The sequence below is a fragment of the Rhodococcus sp. P4_F3_2 genome (assembly GCF_056401335.1).
Genome location: NZ_JBFUJN010000006.1, coordinates 62,488 through 78,214, shown reverse-complemented (window position 1 = coordinate 78,214; position 15,727 = coordinate 62,488). Strand labels below are relative to the sequence as shown.

The 15,727-nt window shown below is 63.3% G+C and carries 14 protein-coding genes; 7 read left to right on the top strand and 7 right to left on the bottom strand.

Annotated features, from left to right (window positions below):
* Positions 1-17: 17 nt before the first annotated feature.
* The 5 genes from AC1DWA_RS08755 to AC1DWA_RS08735 all read left to right on the top strand — a co-directional run bounded on the left by AC1DWA_RS08755 (position 18) and on the right by AC1DWA_RS08735 (position 6,570).
* A complete protein-coding gene (locus tag AC1DWA_RS08755; RefSeq protein WP_020970259.1) occupies positions 18-1,214 on the top strand; it encodes a hypothetical protein in 1,197 nt (398 codons plus the stop codon).
* A 76-nt stretch (positions 1,215-1,290) separates the two neighbouring features.
* Positions 1,291-2,598, top strand: coding sequence for a serine hydroxymethyltransferase (gene glyA / locus AC1DWA_RS08750; RefSeq protein WP_477846213.1), 1,308 nt, complete (start codon positions 1,291-1,293; stop codon positions 2,596-2,598).
* Positions 2,599-2,750: 152 nt separating this feature from the next.
* Positions 2,751-4,184, top strand: coding sequence for an amidase (locus tag AC1DWA_RS08745; RefSeq protein WP_019744590.1), 1,434 nt, complete (start codon positions 2,751-2,753; stop codon positions 4,182-4,184).
* 26 nt (positions 4,185-4,210) lie between these two features.
* On the top strand, positions 4,211-4,927 hold the full coding sequence (locus tag AC1DWA_RS08740; protein WP_007726367.1) for a helix-turn-helix transcriptional regulator: 717 nt from the start codon (positions 4,211-4,213) through the stop codon (positions 4,925-4,927).
* A 275-nt stretch (positions 4,928-5,202) separates the two neighbouring features.
* Positions 5,203-6,570, top strand: coding sequence for a PhoH family protein (locus tag AC1DWA_RS08735; RefSeq protein WP_003945274.1), 1,368 nt, complete (start codon positions 5,203-5,205; stop codon positions 6,568-6,570).
* Between the two features lie 60 nt (positions 6,571-6,630).
* On the opposite strand, the gene AC1DWA_RS08730 is transcribed toward AC1DWA_RS08735, so the two are convergent.
* From AC1DWA_RS08730 to AC1DWA_RS08710, 5 genes are all read right to left on the bottom strand, one after another.
* Entirely contained in the window at positions 6,631-7,035 is a 405-nt protein-coding gene (locus tag AC1DWA_RS08730) for a carboxymuconolactone decarboxylase family protein (RefSeq protein WP_019744588.1), read from the bottom strand.
* A gap of 30 nt (positions 7,036-7,065) precedes the next feature.
* Complete coding sequence (locus tag AC1DWA_RS08725) at positions 7,066-7,491, bottom strand: limonene-1,2-epoxide hydrolase family protein (protein ID WP_019744587.1); 426 nt, start codon at positions 7,489-7,491, stop codon at positions 7,066-7,068.
* Positions 7,492-7,508: 17 nt separating this feature from the next.
* Positions 7,509-9,122 carry a serine hydrolase domain-containing protein gene (locus AC1DWA_RS08720; RefSeq protein ID WP_279163688.1) on the bottom strand — a complete coding sequence of 538 codons (1,614 nt, stop codon included), beginning with the start codon at positions 9,120-9,122 and terminating at the stop codon, positions 7,509-7,511.
* 97 nt (positions 9,123-9,219) lie between these two features.
* Positions 9,220-10,791, bottom strand: a complete 1,572-nt coding sequence (locus tag AC1DWA_RS08715) for an MFS transporter (RefSeq protein ID WP_477916620.1) — start codon at positions 10,789-10,791, stop codon at positions 9,220-9,222.
* Positions 10,792-10,888: 97 nt separating this feature from the next.
* Positions 10,889-11,455: a TetR/AcrR family transcriptional regulator gene (locus AC1DWA_RS08710; RefSeq protein ID WP_003945239.1), complete on the bottom strand. Its 567-nt coding sequence runs from the start codon at positions 11,453-11,455 to the stop codon at positions 10,889-10,891.
* A 340-nt stretch (positions 11,456-11,795) separates the two neighbouring features.
* Here AC1DWA_RS08710 and AC1DWA_RS08705 point away from each other — a divergent pair, with 340 nt between their 5' ends.
* Both AC1DWA_RS08705 and AC1DWA_RS08700 read left to right on the top strand, forming a co-directional pair.
* On the top strand, positions 11,796-12,251 hold the full coding sequence (locus tag AC1DWA_RS08705) for a nitroreductase family deazaflavin-dependent oxidoreductase (RefSeq protein WP_021332755.1): 456 nt from the start codon (positions 11,796-11,798) through the stop codon (positions 12,249-12,251).
* A gap of 59 nt (positions 12,252-12,310) precedes the next feature.
* On the top strand, positions 12,311-13,030 hold the full coding sequence (locus tag AC1DWA_RS08700; protein WP_019744583.1) for an NADPH-dependent F420 reductase: 720 nt from the start codon (positions 12,311-12,313) through the stop codon (positions 13,028-13,030).
* 49 nt (positions 13,031-13,079) lie between these two features.
* Here the strand turns inward: AC1DWA_RS08700 and AC1DWA_RS08695 are convergent, their stop codons facing one another.
* Together AC1DWA_RS08695 and glpX are read right to left on the bottom strand one after the other, a co-directional pair.
* Complete coding sequence (locus AC1DWA_RS08695; protein WP_279163689.1) at positions 13,080-14,483, bottom strand: class II fumarate hydratase; 1,404 nt, start codon at positions 14,481-14,483, stop codon at positions 13,080-13,082.
* A gap of 101 nt (positions 14,484-14,584) precedes the next feature.
* Positions 14,585-15,619 carry a class II fructose-bisphosphatase gene (gene glpX / locus AC1DWA_RS08690; RefSeq protein WP_019744581.1) on the bottom strand — a complete coding sequence of 345 codons (1,035 nt, stop codon included), beginning with the start codon at positions 15,617-15,619 and terminating at the stop codon, positions 14,585-14,587.
* Positions 15,620-15,727: the final 108 nt, after the last annotated feature.

Genomic DNA, 15,727 nt, shown 5'->3' with positions numbered 1-15,727 from the left:
GGCTAGGCTCGGTCGTTATGGATCCAGACACACTTGTTCGCCAATATCTGCTGCTCGGACTGGGTTTCGACCGTCTCGAAGACGGGTTCGTCGACGCGTTCACCGGTGATCCGGCGCTGCGTAAGCAGATCGAGAGCGCCCCGAAGCCCGATCCGCGTGAACTTGCCCGCACGGCACGTGAATTGCGGGGCGAGCTGGCCGGAAGTGGTCTGAATGCCGAGCGCGCTCATTTCATCGACGTTCACCTCCGCGCCCTGGAATGCTCCGGGCGCAAGTTCGCGGGTGAGGACATCGGCTTCGTGGACGAGGTGGAGGCGTACTTCGACGTACGAATCGAAAAGGGAAACGAGGACGCCTACAGCGACGCTCACCGGTTGATGGGTGAAGTTCTGCCCGGTCCGGGACCGCTGGCGCAGCGAGTGCAGGCGCATCGCAAGGCCGACGAGATCCCCGCGGCGAGACTGAACGAGTGCGTCGAGGCAATGTCGAGTGCGCTGCGCGATCTGGTCCGCGGCACGTTCGGGCTTCCGGCGTCGGAAACCGTCGAATACGAAGTGGTGGGGGACAAGCCGTGGTCCGGCTTCAACTACTACCTCGGTGACTACCGCTCCAAGGTTGCGATCAATTCGGATCTGCCGCAGTTCATGGCCAACCTGCCGCGGCTGATCGCGCACGAGTCCTACCCCGGCCATCACACCGAGCATTGCCGTAAGGAAGCCGGTCTGGTCGGTTCGGGTCAGCTCGAGCAGACACTGTTCCTGGTCAACACGCCGCAGTGCATCATGGCCGAAGGCCTCGCAGATCTGGCGCTGGAAGCGATCGTCGGTCCGGAGTGGGGCTTGTGGGCGCAGGACATCTACGCCGATCTCGGCTTGTCTTTCGACGGGGAAAAGGCGCAACGGCTCTCCGCCGCGTCGGGGCAACTGCTGAGTGTTCGTCAGGATGCCGCTCTGATGTTGCACGACGAGGGGCGCAGCCTCGACGACGTGGCACTGTTCCTCGAAAGGTGGTCGCTGTCGACGCCGGAACGCGCTCGCCAATCGCTCAAGTTCCTGTCTTCACCGCTGTGGCGGGCGTACACCAGCACGTATGTCGAGGGATACCGGCTGCTCGGGGGCTGGCTGGACGAGGTGCCGGTGGGCGCAGAGCGCACCGAACGCTTCCGCAGGCTGCTCGACGAGCCGCTGGTCCCCAGCTCTCTGCGTGCTGCCTAGTGCCGGGTGGAGACGGCGGGAGCGAACTTCGTAGACTGGACGCATTCGTTTCCGCATCCAGCTTGGAGATTCCTCGATGACCGCTGTGCCCGGCTCCGACGTCAACTCTGCATCACTCGCCGAACTCGACCCCGAAGTCGCCGAGGCGATGGCTGGTGAATTGGCTCGTCAGCGCGACACGCTCGAGATGATCGCGTCGGAGAACTTCGTTCCCCGCTCGGTTCTGCAGGCTCAGGGCAGCGTCCTGACCAACAAGTACGCCGAGGGCTACCCGGGACGTCGTTACTACGGCGGTTGCGAGCACGTCGACGTCATCGAGGATCTGGCGCGCAACCGTGCGAAGGAACTCTTCGGTGCAGAGTTCGCGAACGTTCAGCCGCACTCGGGCGCACAGGCCAACGCTGCTGTTCTGATGGCACTGATGAACCCGGGTGAGAAGCTGCTCGGCCTCGACCTTGCACACGGTGGTCACCTCACGCACGGCATGAAGCTGAACTTCTCCGGCAAGTTGTACGACGTCGCGTCCTACGGCGTCAGCAAGGAAGATCACCGCATCGACATGGACGAGGTGCGCTCGATCGCCCTCGCCGAGAAGCCGAAGGTCATCGTTGCCGGTTGGTCCGCGTACCCGCGTCAGCAGGACTTCGCGGCGTTCCGTGCGATCGCCGACGAGGTCGGGGCGTACCTGTGGGTGGACATGGCTCACTTCGCCGGACTGGTTGCCGCAGGCCTGCACCCGTCGCCCGTCCGGTACGCGGACGTCGTCTCCTCGACCGTCCACAAGACACTCGGTGGACCGCGTTCCGGCCTGATCCTGGCGAAGAAGGAGTGGGCCAAGAAGCTCAACTCCGCTGTCTTCCCGGGTCAGCAGGGTGGACCGCTCATGCACGCCATCGCGGCCAAGGCAGTCACCTTCAAGATCGCTGCCGGTGAAGAGTTCAAGGATCGTCAGGCACGCACCCTTTCCGGTGCGCGCATCCTTGCCGAGCGTCTGGGCAACAAGGACGTCGCAGACCAGGGCATCAGCGTCCTGACCGGCGGCACAGACGTCCACCTCGTTCTCGTGGACCTGCGTAACTCGCAGCTCGACGGCCAGCAGGGTGAGGACCTTCTGCACGAAATCGGCATCACGGTCAACCGCAACGCTGTTCCGTTCGATCCCCGCCCGCCGATGACCACCTCCGGTCTGCGTATCGGTACCGCAGCGTTGGCCACCCGCGGATTCGGCGATGCCGAGTTCACCGAGGTCGCCGACATCATCGGTACCGCTCTGGCCGGCAACGCGGATCTGCCGGCGCTGCGTGCGCGCGTCGCCAAGCTCGCCCTCGACCTTCCGCTGTACGACGGTCTCGAGAACTGGGGCCTGCTCAGCAAGAACGTCTAGGTATTCCTTCACCGACGGCCCGGTCCCTTTCGAGGGGCCGGGCCGCTGGTTTTTTGCCAGTCGCGGATTGTGGCATCGGTCACATGACCGATGGTGGCCGAGTTCGGCGCTTCCTAGCCTGAGAGCATCACCCCTCCGGCGAAGGAAACCCCATGACCGAACAGAATCTGCATTGGCTCTCCGCTACCGAGATGGCGGCGTCGGTCGCGTCGAACAGTCTCTCGCCCAACGAGATTGCCGAAGCGATGATCCAGCGCGTCGACGCTGTCAATCCGTCGATCAACGCGATAGTGCAGTTCGATCGCGAGCAGGTCACGCGCGACGCGGCCGAACTCTCACGGCAACAGGAATCGGGCGAGAAACTCGGCCCGCTGCACGGCGTTCCATTCACGATCAAAGATCTGACGGCAGTCGACGGGCTGCCGACCACGTTCGGGATGAAGCCGATGGCCGACAACATCGCGACGGGAAATGCCGTCGTCGTGGACAGGCTGCGCGGCGCCGGCGGACTGTTCCTGGGAAAGACGAACACTCCCGAAAGCGGTTACTACGGTGGCACGGACAACCACCTGTACGGGCCGACGCACAACCCGTGGAAGCTCGGCAACAGCGCGGGCGGGTCCAGTGGCGGCGCGTCGGCCGCTGTGGCTGCAGGCCTCGGGCCACTTGCCGAGGGCAGTGACGGCGCCGGATCGGTGCGTATCCCGTCGGCGCTCTGCGGGGTCGTCGGGCTCAAACCGACCACCGGCGTCATTCCTCAGACCATCCTGGCCGGGCGGTTCTACAACTGGGCGTACCACGGTCCGATCACCAGGACCGTCGCCGACAACGCGCTCATGCTCGACATCATGGCCGGGCCGGACAATGCGGATCCGCTCTCGATCGAGCGTGCGGAGACCTCGTACGTCGAAGCGGCGAAGGGTGACGTGAAGGGGCTTCGCGTCGCGTGGTCGACGAATCTCGGCCTCGGCCATGTTGATCCGGAGGTGCTGGCGGTGTGCCTCGACGCGCTGGCGGCATTCGAGGAATTGGGTGCCCAGATCACCGAGGCCACCCCGCAGTGGGGAAATCCGTCGGAGTCGATGTGGAACGGCATCTGGGTTCCCGGTTTCGCTTCCGAATACGACTTGCTCGACTGGGAGAACCAGCGCGGCGAGGTCGACGACAACCTCATCGAGATCATGCACGAGGCCGAGCGGCTCACCGGTGTCGACGTGGGGCGGGCCGACGCTTTCCGCGGCGTCATGTGGGACACGTGGACCACGTTCATGAACGACTACGACGTGTTGGTCTCGCCGACCTTGGCTTCGGCCACGTTCCCACTCAGTCAGTTCGCGCCGTCGTGGCTCGAAGGTGCGTCGTTGCGTGAGCAGTTGCTCGATTGGCTCTTCACCTACCCGTACAACATGCTCAACAACCCCGCGATCACCGTGCCCGCCGGATTCACCGCCGACGGTCGACCTGTGGGGCTGCAGATCGCCGCACGTCACCGCCAGGACGCACTGGTTCTGCGGACTGCCGCGAACTTCGAAGCGGTGCGTCCGTGGGCGGACAGGAAGCCGGCCGATTCACTGGTGGTGGCCTAGCTCACACGATTGGCTAGATTGGTGTGATGACGTCTGTATTGCCTGATCGCGGCGCTGGACCTGACATGTTCGCGCCGCGATCGCCGGCGGCCGGGGCATACGGCATTCTCGGCCTGTGCGCCGAAGAACTCCGCGCACGTGGACTCGCGTACTCGGCTGCGGCGGTCACGTACCGGGACCCGTCGAGCGGACGGCATCGGGCTCTGGCGAGTTCCGGATACGACGCCAGGGTGCTCGAGTTCCTGCTCGACGACTTCGTCGCCGATCGCAATCTCTTCGGCATCATTCGCGAGGCTTCGGGCGTGCCAGTGTTCTGGCAGGACGTGCCACGATTCGAGCAGGTCGAGATGGTTACCGATGTTCTGCGGCCGTCCGGGTACGCCGAGGGCGCGTCGGTCGCATTGGGGTTCTCCGGCCGTGAGGTGACCGGATTGCTGCACATGAGCTTCGCGGATTCCGGCGTCGTCGATCGCGTGCGCGAGGTGGTGGCGGCGTCCAGCGCGGCCTGCTCGCGCGTCGTGGGGGACCAGGTGGCGCTCGATCGTGTCCATCTGAGCCCACGGGAGATCCAGGTACTGCAATTGGTGGCCAGGGGCGCGGGCAATGTCGAGATCGCCGAGGAGTTGTTCGTCAGCCGTCGCACTGTCGCCACCCACCTCGAGAACATCTTCGTCAAGACCGGAACCAATTCGCGGGTTCAGGCAGCGGTGCGCGCCGCGAAGTGGGGTCTGATCGAGTCCTGAGTGACGCTGAATCACACGAGTGGCATTTTGTTACCTGGCGTTCACCAGATGTGCGGCTCGTTCCGTGGCGCGAGTGTCCGATCCGCAGTACCGTCGGCAGTAACGAGTAACCAGAAGTTACTTGTGCGGGAGGTTCTGATCGTGACTGAAACACTCAGTACGAGAGGGCCGGCGCCCGGCCCTTGTTTCAGCTGACACAGCGTCACCTGACACCAGAGCCGTCCGGCCCAGCGAGCTGAGTTTGCGCGGGTGCCGCGCAGACCTAGGAGCCCAACGTGACTGCATCACGCTCCGTCTCTGCCCACTCGGCCCGGGCTGATCTATCAGCCGGGAATCATTCGGGAGATGCACTTCGCACGTACGTCTTGGATACCTCGGTACTACTGTCCGATCCATGGGCTGTCACTCGATTTGCCGAACACCACGTGGTACTGCCACTGGTCGTGATCAGCGAACTCGAAGGCAAGCGACACCACCACGAACTGGGATGGTTCGCCCGAGAATCGCTCCGCATGCTCGACGATCTCCGGATCGAATACAGCCGCCTCGACCGTCCGGTACCGATCGGCACCGAGAACGGGACACTGCAGGTCGAACTCAATCACACCGACCCTGCGGTCTTACCCGTCGGATTCCGCACGGACAGTAACGATTCGAGGATTCTGGCGTGTGCGCTGAACCTTGCGGCGGAGGGCAAGGACGTAGTCCTCGTCAGTAAGGACATACCGCTTCGTGTGAAGGCAGGCGCGGTGGGACTACCTGCCGACGAGTACCACGCTCACGACGTCGTGCCATCGGGATGGACGGGCATGACCGAGCTGGACGTCGCCTCGACGGACATCGACGAGCTGTTCAACGAGGGTTTCCTGGACCTTGACGAAGCGCGAGATCTGCCGTGTCACACGGGTCTTCGTCTGCTCGGTGGTTCGTCGAGCGCCCTCGGTCGGGTGACTCCCGACAAGCGCATCCAGTTGGTGCGCGGTGAGCGTGAGGCGTTCGGACTGCACGGCCGCTCCGCCGAGCAGCGCATTGCGCTCGATCTCCTCATGGACGAGAGCATCGGCATCATCTCTCTCGGCGGCAAGGCAGGCACCGGTAAGTCGGCCTTGGCTCTGACAGCAGGGTTGGAAGCCGTTCTCGAGCGCCGCACCCAGCGCAAGGTCGTCGTCTTCCGTCCGCTGTATGCCGTTGGCGGACAAGAACTCGGCTACCTTCCCGGTAGTGAGAGCGAGAAGATGGGCCCGTGGGCTCAGGCCGTTTTCGACACTCTCGACGGGTTGGCTTCGCCAGAGGTTCTCGAAGAGGTTCTCGCCCGCGGAATGCTGGAAGTGCTGCCGCTGACGCACATTCGCGGTCGGTCGCTGCACGATTCGTTCGTGATCGTCGACGAAGCGCAGTCACTCGAACGAAATGTTCTGCTGACAGTGCTTTCTCGTCTGGGAACCGGCTCGCGGGTGGTTCTCACGCACGACGTCGCGCAGCGTGACAACCTGCGAGTGGGCAGGCACGACGGAGTTGCGGCCGTCATCGAGAAGCTCAAGGGGCACCCGCTCTTTGCGCACATCACACTCACGCGCAGTGAGCGGTCGCCGATCGCCGAGTTGGTGACCGACATGCTCGAGGAGTTCGGCCCCACTTCCTGAGAAGCGATCTCCCCGTGCGGACTTCGGTCTGCACGGGGAGATTCTTGGGTTTTCAGTAGTTCAGTTTTGCAGCGGTCCGAGTTCGTTGTCGAGAACCTCTTGCACGACACGCATCGCCGCCAGCCCCGCCGGCGCGCCGCAGTACGCGCTCGCGTGGATCACGGTTTCGACGATCTCGGTGCGCGTCAAGCCGTTTCGTAGTGCTCCGCGTACGTGGCCTTTGAGTTCGTTCTCCGCGCGCAGCGCGATCAGCATCCCCAGATTGATCAGACTGCGGCTGCGGCGATCCAGTCCGGGACGCGTCCATACCGAACCCCAGACATTGGCCGTCACGAAGTTCTGCAGTTCTTCGCTGTCGGTGCCGCGGGTGCGCTCGAAGGCGGCGTCGACAAAATCGGCCCCCATGACTTCGGTGCGCACAGCCAAGCCGGCGTCGAAGGAGTCAGGCGTGGTGTTCTCGGGCATGGCAGGTTCGCTCGCTTTCGGCAGGTGATTTCAGGCCGGAGCAAGCCTACTTCGTGTCCCGCTCCCGACGACTGCACGGCCGACCGCGGTCACCACACCCCACGCGACGTCTCGCAGACTGAAGTAGTCACGCCAGACGGAGACCTTGCCGTCGCGCAGTTCGAAAGTTCCGCACACCCAGAATTCGATGCGCAGCGGCCCGACGGTCAGGATGTCGGTGCGTTCGGTGAGCACCGTGGACTCGTCGCCGACGATGTGGTGCATCTCGGCCTCGAATTTCAGTGAAGGCTTGGTGACCAGACGAAGCGCTCGCACGACGGTCTTCTTGCCTCGCAGAGTGGGGAGCGAGACGTTCTGCCAGACGATGTCGTCTGTCATCAATTCGGCTGCTGCGTCCACGTCGAAATCGGTGAGGGCCGCGAACATTGCGTTCACCGTGGCTGTCGAACTACTCATGGGGTGTCCTTGGCTGATTATTCGGCCGGTGTTGCCCGGATGAAGGTACCGAGATGATCGTGATCGAAGTACTCCAAGGTTAGCGAGTTTCCGTCGAAGGTGGCCTTCGAGACCGTCCCGGCCGGTGCGTTCTCGCCGCTGAGCGGGAACGTGAAGGTGTTTCCGTCCCAGTGGGTCAGCGGATACGTCACCGCCGCGGGACCCATCGTCAAGGTCAGCGCACCGTTCTGCTGTGTCACGAGTGCGGGACCCCAGTACGGGTTGCCGTAGTCGCCGGTCAATTGGTTTGTCGGTGGGGCAGGCGCGGGGGAGGTCGGCGGTGTCTTCCCGGCAAGTTCGCCCTCGGGATCGGCTTGTGAGGCAAACGCCGCTTCGTACAGCGGGCGCCACTCGCGGGTGATCTTCCCGAACTGCACCAGATCGGCGAACTCGGCGGTCAAGGTCTCCGCGACGCCGGTGGGCGTGCCGTTGGTCAGAACGACGATGCCGACGTCAGCGGAGGGAATCGTCACGAAATTCGTCCCGGCTCCGACCAGGAAGGCGCCGGAGTGGCTGGCGGTGACACGGCCAGCGGCGCTGTCGGAAACGTTGAACCCGTAGCCGTAGAAGCCGGAGCGTTCCCCGATTTCCTGCGCGTGGCGCGAGACGATCTCCGGGTTCACTGCGGGCACGAGCGCATCCGTCTGAACGACCTGCTGCCCCTGATACTGACCGCCGGACAGCACCATGTCCAACCACTTGGCCATGTCGTTCGCCGAGGAGCTGACTCCACCGGCGGGGGATTGGGCGTCGGCGTCCCGAACCGGCCCTACCTTGTACTTTCCGTCTTCGAGGATGTGGCCCACTGTTCGATTTTCTCGGGCCTGGTAATCGGCGAACCGCGAAGACGTCGATGTCATACCGAGCGGGCCGTAGATCGTGTTCTGCGACAGCGTTTCCCAATCGGTGCCCGCCGCAGCTGCAACGGCCTCAGCGCCGGCTGTGACGCCGAAGTTCGTGTACTCGTATGTGATTCGGAATGGATTGAGCGGTAGTTGGCGTAGCTTCTCGATCACCTGGGCCCGGTTGTAGCCCAGGTCCTCCAGCCCGTCGCCGGCGTGGTCCGGTAATCCCGACCGATGCGTGTAGAGATCGGAGATCGTGAGGTGGTCGGTCACCCACGGATCGCCAAGCGCAAACCCCGGCAGTTTCGAGATCACCGGAGTGTCCCAGTCGACGGTCCCGATTCCGACTTCGTGGGCGACCACCGTGGCTCCTACCGATTTCGACACCGATGCCAGTTGGAACACGGTGTCGGCATCGACGGTGGCGCTCTTACCCAACTCGCGAACCCCGAATCCCTTTGCATACACAGTCTTACCGCCGTGCACCACGGCCACAGCCATGCCGGGGACGCCCGAACTTGCCATGAGATCGTTCGCGAGGCCGTCGAGCTTCCCGACCGCGTCGTCGAATTGCCCGTCCGGGATCGGCACCCCGGCGTCGAGACCGGGGCTGGCGTCGCTGACGACCGGCCCGGGCGCTGAGGTGGTGTCTGAATCGGACGAGCATCCGGCGAGCAGGGCGACCGTCAGTACTACCGGAACCGCCGCAGCCGACAGGCGCGAGCTGTTTCTACTGGTGATGGACACGAGATTCTCCCTAGCAGGGCTGTCGTCGGTACCACTCGGTCAATCCAGTATCGGGGAACGGCGGGCTGAGATACGGACAAATCGGGAAACCTTGTAGCTACTTCGGGGTCTTGGTCGCCAGACTGCCGAGAATGGAGCCTTCTGTGACGGGCTTCCAGGGGAGCAACAACGCGACCAGCAGCGCGGTGATCAGTGCTGCGCCGACCGTGAAGTACGACGCGATGGCGAAGCCTTCCAGGCATGCGGTCTTCATCGTGTAGATCAGACTGTCCTTCTGCTGCTCGAAGAGCGGACTGATGTCGCGCGAGCGGATCTCGATGACGCTGAGCACCGACTCACGAGCGAAGCCCTTCTCCTGTGCCGACATCACGGCGTCGGGAATGGCGTCGACGATCGGAGCCACCTTGGACGTGTAATACGAGGCGACGATCGAGCCGATGACGGCGACGCCCAGGGTCCCACCGAGTTCACGCGTCGTGTCGTTGACTGCCGAGCCTGCGCCGGCTTCGTCGAGGGGCACCGAGGACATGATGGAGTCGGTAGCCGGTCCCTGGACAATTGCGAGGCCCAGACCCATGAGAACCATCGAGATCACGACGGGTCCGAGGTAGGGCGTCTCGACGGTCGTCTGGCCGGCCAGGAACATGCCGCCGCTGAGGACGAGGAGGCCGAACACCATCACTGCGGTCGTGCCGAGTTTCTGTGCCGCCAAGGTGGCGACGGGAGCGCCCACCGCAACAGCGGCGGCGAAAGGCAAAGAGTGGATGCCGAATTCGAGTGGCRAGTATTCGCGAACGCCCTGGAAGTACTGCGTGATCAGGAACAAGAACCCGAACATGCTGAAGTAGCTGACCGCAATAGCCAAGGCGGGGAATGAAAACCGCCGGATTCGGAAGAGATTCATGTTCAGGATCGGCGCATCGGTGCGCAGTTCCCATGCGACGAATGCCGCCAACAACACTGTCGCAGAGAGGTATCCCGTGATGCTGAATGGCGACACCCATCCGCGATGTGGCGCGTCGATGATGGTCCACACCAGAATGACGATGCCGAGGAGCGACAAGATTGTTCCGACGAAATCGAATCGCCCGACGTGAAGCGCCTTCGATTCCGGAACAACCAGCAGCACACCGACGATGACCAGCAACGCAGCCGGAACGTTCATCCAGAACACCGAGTGCCAGGAGAAGTGCTCGAGAAGCCAACCGCCTGCCGTCGGGCCGATGGCAATCGCGAAGCCGGCCATTGCGGTCCAGGCAGCGATGGCGATGGCTCGTTCTCTGGCGTCGGTGAAGATGTTCGTGATCATGGCCAGGGTGGCCGGAAAGACCGCTGCGGCAAAGACACCCATGGCAGCGCGCGCCATGATCACCTGTTCGAGGTTGGAAGCCAAAGCGCCGACGAGCGACATCGCGCCGACGCCGATCAGACCGATGATCATCACTCGGCGGCGTCCGAAGCGGTCACCCAGGTGGCCGAAAGTGAGTAGGAACCCGGCGAAGGTCAACGTGTACGCGTCGACGATCCATTGCAGGTCACTGACGCTGGCGAACAGGTCGACGCTCATCGTCGGCAGTGCGACGTTGACCACTGTGTTGTCCAGCACGACAAGGAGTTCGGCGAGGCAGATGAAGATCAGCGCAGTGAATCGACGGGACTTGGTCATCATAGGCGCCGAGGGCGCCGGTGCAAGTGTGTGAGACATGTTTGTACGCCATCTCTGCTCCTGCGCGGACGGCAGCAGCGGTTGGAAGTAGAGGGGTTGGTCAGCTCGGGGCCGAGACCAGAGCCTTGAGGTGCGCGCCGATCCGATCGAGAGGCGCGGTGGTGTGCTGAGCTTTTGCCATCAGAGTCGCGCCTTCGATCGACGCGATCACGACGGTTGCCCACTGTGCTGCAGTCTCGGACGGCTGTCCCTGCTGCCAGAAGAACGATGTGAGAAGCGATTCCCACGAGGTGAAGGATTCGCCCGCAGCAGTTAATGCCGCCGGCGTCGACGCGCCCTCCACCGCCGCGGCTGCGACCGGACAGGAGGAGGTGAAATCGCTCTCTACCAAGCTGTTTCGAAATATTGTGACAACCGCGTCGATGATCTCCGGTGGGGAAGACTGAGCGATCATCGAACTGATGGCGGCGCTGACGCCTCGGCCGAAGTAGGCAACTGCTTCGCCGGCCAGCTGTCCTTTGCCTTCGGGAAAGTAGTGGTACACCGACCCGCGGGGAGCTCCCGAGCGTTCGACGATCTCGGTGAGCGACGTCGTCGCGATCCCGTGTTCACGGAAGGCATTGATGGCGCCGACCAGCATCAGAGTGCGGGAATCGGAGTCGGCCATCCCGCCATCGTATGCAATCGCAGAGCTGTTCGATTCATCTGGTGCCGCTGATTCTCTTGGTACTCCCCACTTGCGACGCGCTGCGGCGATCGGACAACGCGTCTGTGGGCCGGTCATGGCAACGAGGTGTCTCGAGGTGTGTTCATCACTGCCTCCCAGTATGTCGATCGGTATAGGAACGAATCTGAGACTAGATGTAACCGACAGACACAGTCAAGTGTTGTGTGCAGGTAGCGGGTATTGATCGATATTCATGGTGGCAAAACTCCCGGATCAGTGGTTATATCGTGCGGTATAGAGCTGTTGCTTCGAGTGTCAGCTCCGGAGGAGAGGAAACGGCATGCCGGTACCGACGTCAGTTGCACGAAAACGAAGAATCGAAGTCGCGGTCGGGAAGTATTTCGCCAATCCGCTGGTCACCGGATTGAATCGGATCGGCTTGATGCCGTCGTTGATGACCGAGATCGAGACGGTTGGACGCCGAACCGGTCTGGCCCGCCGAGTGCCCGTTGCGATCACCTACGACGGCGACGAGGCGTGGGTCATCGCGCAGCACGGCATCGACAGGGGCTGGGGCGCCAATATCTCTGCGACGCCGAAGGTTCGGATCCGTCGCCGCGGCGAGTGGGTGGACGGACAGGCCCAGATCATGCCGGACGACGACGTCCCGGCGCGGGTGAAGACATTCACGTCGGGGAAGTTCAGATCGGCGCTGACGGCCTCTGCCTTTCGCGGATTGCAGACCGATCCGGTCAGTGTTCGCATCAGGCTCGAACTCGATCCGTCAACCGATTGAATCAACGGGAGTTGAAGTAGTCGGTACGGAATGACCCGGTGCGTTCTCGTCGTTGACGAATGCAGCGGTGGCGCGATCGCCACTGCACACGACGAAGGAGCAGGGTCATGCGCATCGGAATCATCGGAGCCGGTCAGATCGGTGGCACGCTCACACGTAGGCTCGCTGCGCTCGGTCACGACGTGCGCGTCTCGAACTCGCGGACACCGGACACCCTTGCAGAACTGGAAGCGGAGACGGGCGCGAAGGCAGTCCGCAGCACCGAGGCCGCCGAGGGCGCCGAGCTGGTCATCGTGAGCATCCCGCAGAAAAACGTGGTCGATCTACCGGCGGGGATCCTCAGCGGTGCGGTCGCCGGTGCCCCGGTCATCGAGACCAACAACTACTACCCGCAACAGCGTGACGGTCTGATCTCGGCCATCGAGGACGGACAGACCGAAAGCGGATGGGTGCAGGAGCGCCTGGGTGTACCGGTATTCAAGGCGTTCAACGGAATCTGGTGGAAGCATCTCCTCGAGAAGGGGCTTCCCGAAGGTGCAGAGGGGCGCATTGCGCTACCCATCGCCGGCGACGACGACGCGAACAAGCAGGTCGTGTTCGATCTGATCAATCAGTTGGGCTTCGATCCTGTCGATGCGGGAACGATCGACGATTCCTGGCGTCAGCAGCCGGGAACTCCGGTGTACGGCAAGGACTTCGATCGTGAAGCGACGTTGAAGGCATTGGCCGAGGCGAGCCCCGATCGCACCGACGAATGGCGCGCAACCACTACGGTGTAGGGAAAAGAGTGGCGGTTTCCGAAGTGGAAACCGCCACTCTGTTGTTTGTTCAGTCCTTGACCTTCGCCATCGCCAGAACGTCGAGACGCTTGTCGAGTTCTTCCTCGCTCAGCCTGTCCGGGACGAGTCCGCGCTCGATGACGACCTGGCGGATCGTCTTCTTCTCTTTGAGCGCCTGCTTCGCGACGGCCGCGGCTTCCTCGTAACCGATCGCCGAGTTGAGGGGCGTCACGATCGACGGTGACGATTCGGCGAGTGTCTTGAGGTGCTCCTCGTGCGCGACCAGTCCGCTGACACACTTGTCGGCGAACAGTCGAGAGACGTTGGCCAGCAAGGTGAACGACTCCAGCAGGTTGCGTGCCATGACCGGGATGTAGACGTTGAGTTCGAACGCTCCGGCAGCGCCGCCCCACGCGATGGCGGCGTCGTTTCCGATCACCTGAGCCGCAACCTGAGTGGTTGCCTCGGGCAGGACCGGGTTCACCTTGCCGGGCATGATCGAGCTACCCGGCTGCAGATCGGGGAGTGCGATCTCGCCGAGTCCGGTCAGCGGACCCGATCCCATCCACCGAATGTCGTTGGCAATCTTCGTCAGTGAGACTGCGATGGTCCGCAGCGCGCCCGATGCTTCGACCAGTCCGTCGCGCGCGGCTTGCGCTTCGAAGCTGTTCTTCGCCGGAGTCAGCGCGTCGACGCCTGTCGACTTGACCAGCTCGGCAACAACTTTGGGGCCGAATCCATCCGGAGCATTGAGACCGGTGCCGACTGCTGTTCCGCCGATCGGCAACTCGCCGAGGCGGGGGAGTGTTGCGTTGACGCGCTCGATGCCGGCCTCGATCTGACGTGCGTAACCGCCGAACTCCTGACCGAGCGTGACCGGCACAGCGTCCATCAGGTGGGTGCGTCCGGATTTGACGACGGTCTTCCACTCGGACGCCTTCGTGGCAAGCGCAGCATGCAGATGTTCCAGTGCCGGAACAAGATCGGTGACCGCTGCTTCGGTAGCTGCGACGTGCGTGGCGGTGGGGAAGGTGTCGTTGGAGGACTGCGACATGTTGACGTGATCATTGGGGTGTACGTCCACGCCCGCGGCCTTCGCGATGGACGCGATGACCTCGTTGGCGTTCATGTTCGAGCTGGTTCCCGAGCCGGTCTGGAAGACGTCGATGGGGAACTGATCGTCGTGCTTGCCTTCGGCGATCTCGTTCGCGGCGGCGATGATTGCCTCGGCCTTGTCCGCGTCGAGCAGTCCGAGGTCCTTGTTGACCTGCGCACACGCTGCTTTCAGCAAGCCCATTGCGCGGATCTGGGTGCGCTCGAGTGGGCGCCCGCTGATCGGGAAGTTCTCGACTGCACGCTGGGTCTGTGCCCGCCACAGAGCGTCGATGGGCACCCGAACTTCGCCCATGGTGTCGTGTTCGATTCGGAACTGTTGATCGTTGCTCTCCGTCATGGCTCCACATTGCCACTTTTGGAGGGCGGGTAGGGGACTACGTCCCCCGTGAGCGGTTAAGGAGTGCAGGGACTCCCTAACCGCTCACGGGGCGGAGCCGATCAGAACGTCGGGGGAACCGCGCCCTCTTCGCCGTCGAAGTCGACGGAGCTGTACTCACGCAGCTTCTCGAGACGGTGGTACGCGTCGATCATGCGAACGGTGCCGGACTTGCTGCGCATCACGATGGACTGCGTGCTGGCGCCGCCGCCGTAGTAGCGGACACCGCGCAGCAGGTCACCATCGGTGACGCCCGTGGCGCAGAAGAATACGTTCTCGCCGGAGACGAGATCTTCGGTGGTCAGGATCCGATCGAGATCATGACCGGCGTCGATGGCCTTCTGGCGCTCTTCGTCGTCGGTGGGTGCGAGCTTGCCCTGCAGCGATCCACCCATGCAGCGCATGGCTGCTGCGGCGATGATGCCCTCAGGCGTTCCGCCGATGCCGACGAGCATGTCGGTGCCGGACTCGGGACGCGCTGCGGCGATGGCGCCGGCAACGTCACCGTCGGAGATCAGACGGATACGAGCGCCGGTGTCGCGCACGTCCTGGATCAGCTGGTTGTGACGCGGGCGGTCCAGGATGCAGATCGTGATGTCGGAGACCGACGCCTTCTTGACCTTGGCGACGCGCTTGATGTTCTCGGCGATCGGTGCGCTGATGTCGATGACATCTGCAGCATCCGGTCCGACAGCGATCTTCTCCATGTAGAACACGGCCGACGGATCGAACATCGCGCCGCGCTCGGCAACAGCCAGAACGGAGATCGCGTTGGGCATGCCCTTGGACATCAAGGTGGTGCCGTCGACCGGGTCGACGGCGAAGTCACAGTCGGGGCCGTCGCCGTTTCCGACCTCTTCGCCGTTGAACAGCATCGGCGCTTCGTCCTTCTCGCCCTCACCGATGACGACGATGCCGCGCATCGAGACGGAGGAGACGAGCTGACGCATAGCGTCGACGGCTGCTCCGTCGCCGCCTTCCTTGTCGCCGCGGCCTACCCAGCGGCCGGCAGCCATAGCACCGGCTTCGGTGACTCGGACCAATTCGAGTGCGAGGTTACGGTCCGGGGTCTCACGATGAGTGCTGCTGGCCGTCATGTGCGGTGCCTCCTGGCGCGGTCGCGGTCGACGGGGTGTGTCGACGCAGTGGTTTCTTCAGGCGTCATTGTCCCAGATGGGAGCGGCTACGTGCGCTGTCGGGTCGCT

Bases quoted from the DNA above. Each gene is read 5' to 3' on its own strand.
- AC1DWA_RS08755 (WP_020970259.1), top strand. From the start codon at position 18: ATGGATCCAGACACACTTGTTCGCCAATATCTGCTGCTCGGACTGGGT.
- glyA (WP_477846213.1), top strand. From the start codon at position 1,291: ATGACCGCTGTGCCCGGCTCCGACGTCAACTCTGCATCACTCGCCGAA.
- AC1DWA_RS08745 (WP_019744590.1), top strand. From the start codon at position 2,751: ATGACCGAACAGAATCTGCATTGGCTCTCCGCTACCGAGATGGCGGCG.
- AC1DWA_RS08740 (WP_007726367.1), top strand. From the start codon at position 4,211: ATGACGTCTGTATTGCCTGATCGCGGCGCTGGACCTGACATGTTCGCG.
- AC1DWA_RS08730 (WP_019744588.1), bottom strand. From the start codon at position 7,035: ATGCCCGAGAACACCACGCCTGACTCCTTCGACGCCGGCTTGGCTGTG.
- AC1DWA_RS08725 (WP_019744587.1), bottom strand. From the start codon at position 7,491: ATGAGTAGTTCGACAGCCACGGTGAACGCAATGTTCGCGGCCCTCACC.
- AC1DWA_RS08710 (WP_003945239.1), bottom strand. From the start codon at position 11,455: ATGGCCGACTCCGATTCCCGCACTCTGATGCTGGTCGGCGCCATCAAT.
- AC1DWA_RS08705 (WP_021332755.1), top strand. From the start codon at position 11,796: ATGCCGGTACCGACGTCAGTTGCACGAAAACGAAGAATCGAAGTCGCG.
- AC1DWA_RS08700 (WP_019744583.1), top strand. From the start codon at position 12,311: ATGCAGCGGTGGCGCGATCGCCACTGCACACGACGAAGGAGCAGGGTC.
- AC1DWA_RS08695 (WP_279163689.1), bottom strand. From the start codon at position 14,483: ATGACGGAGAGCAACGATCAACAGTTCCGAATCGAACACGACACCATG.
- glpX (WP_019744581.1), bottom strand. From the start codon at position 15,619: ATGACGGCCAGCAGCACTCATCGTGAGACCCCGGACCGTAACCTCGCA.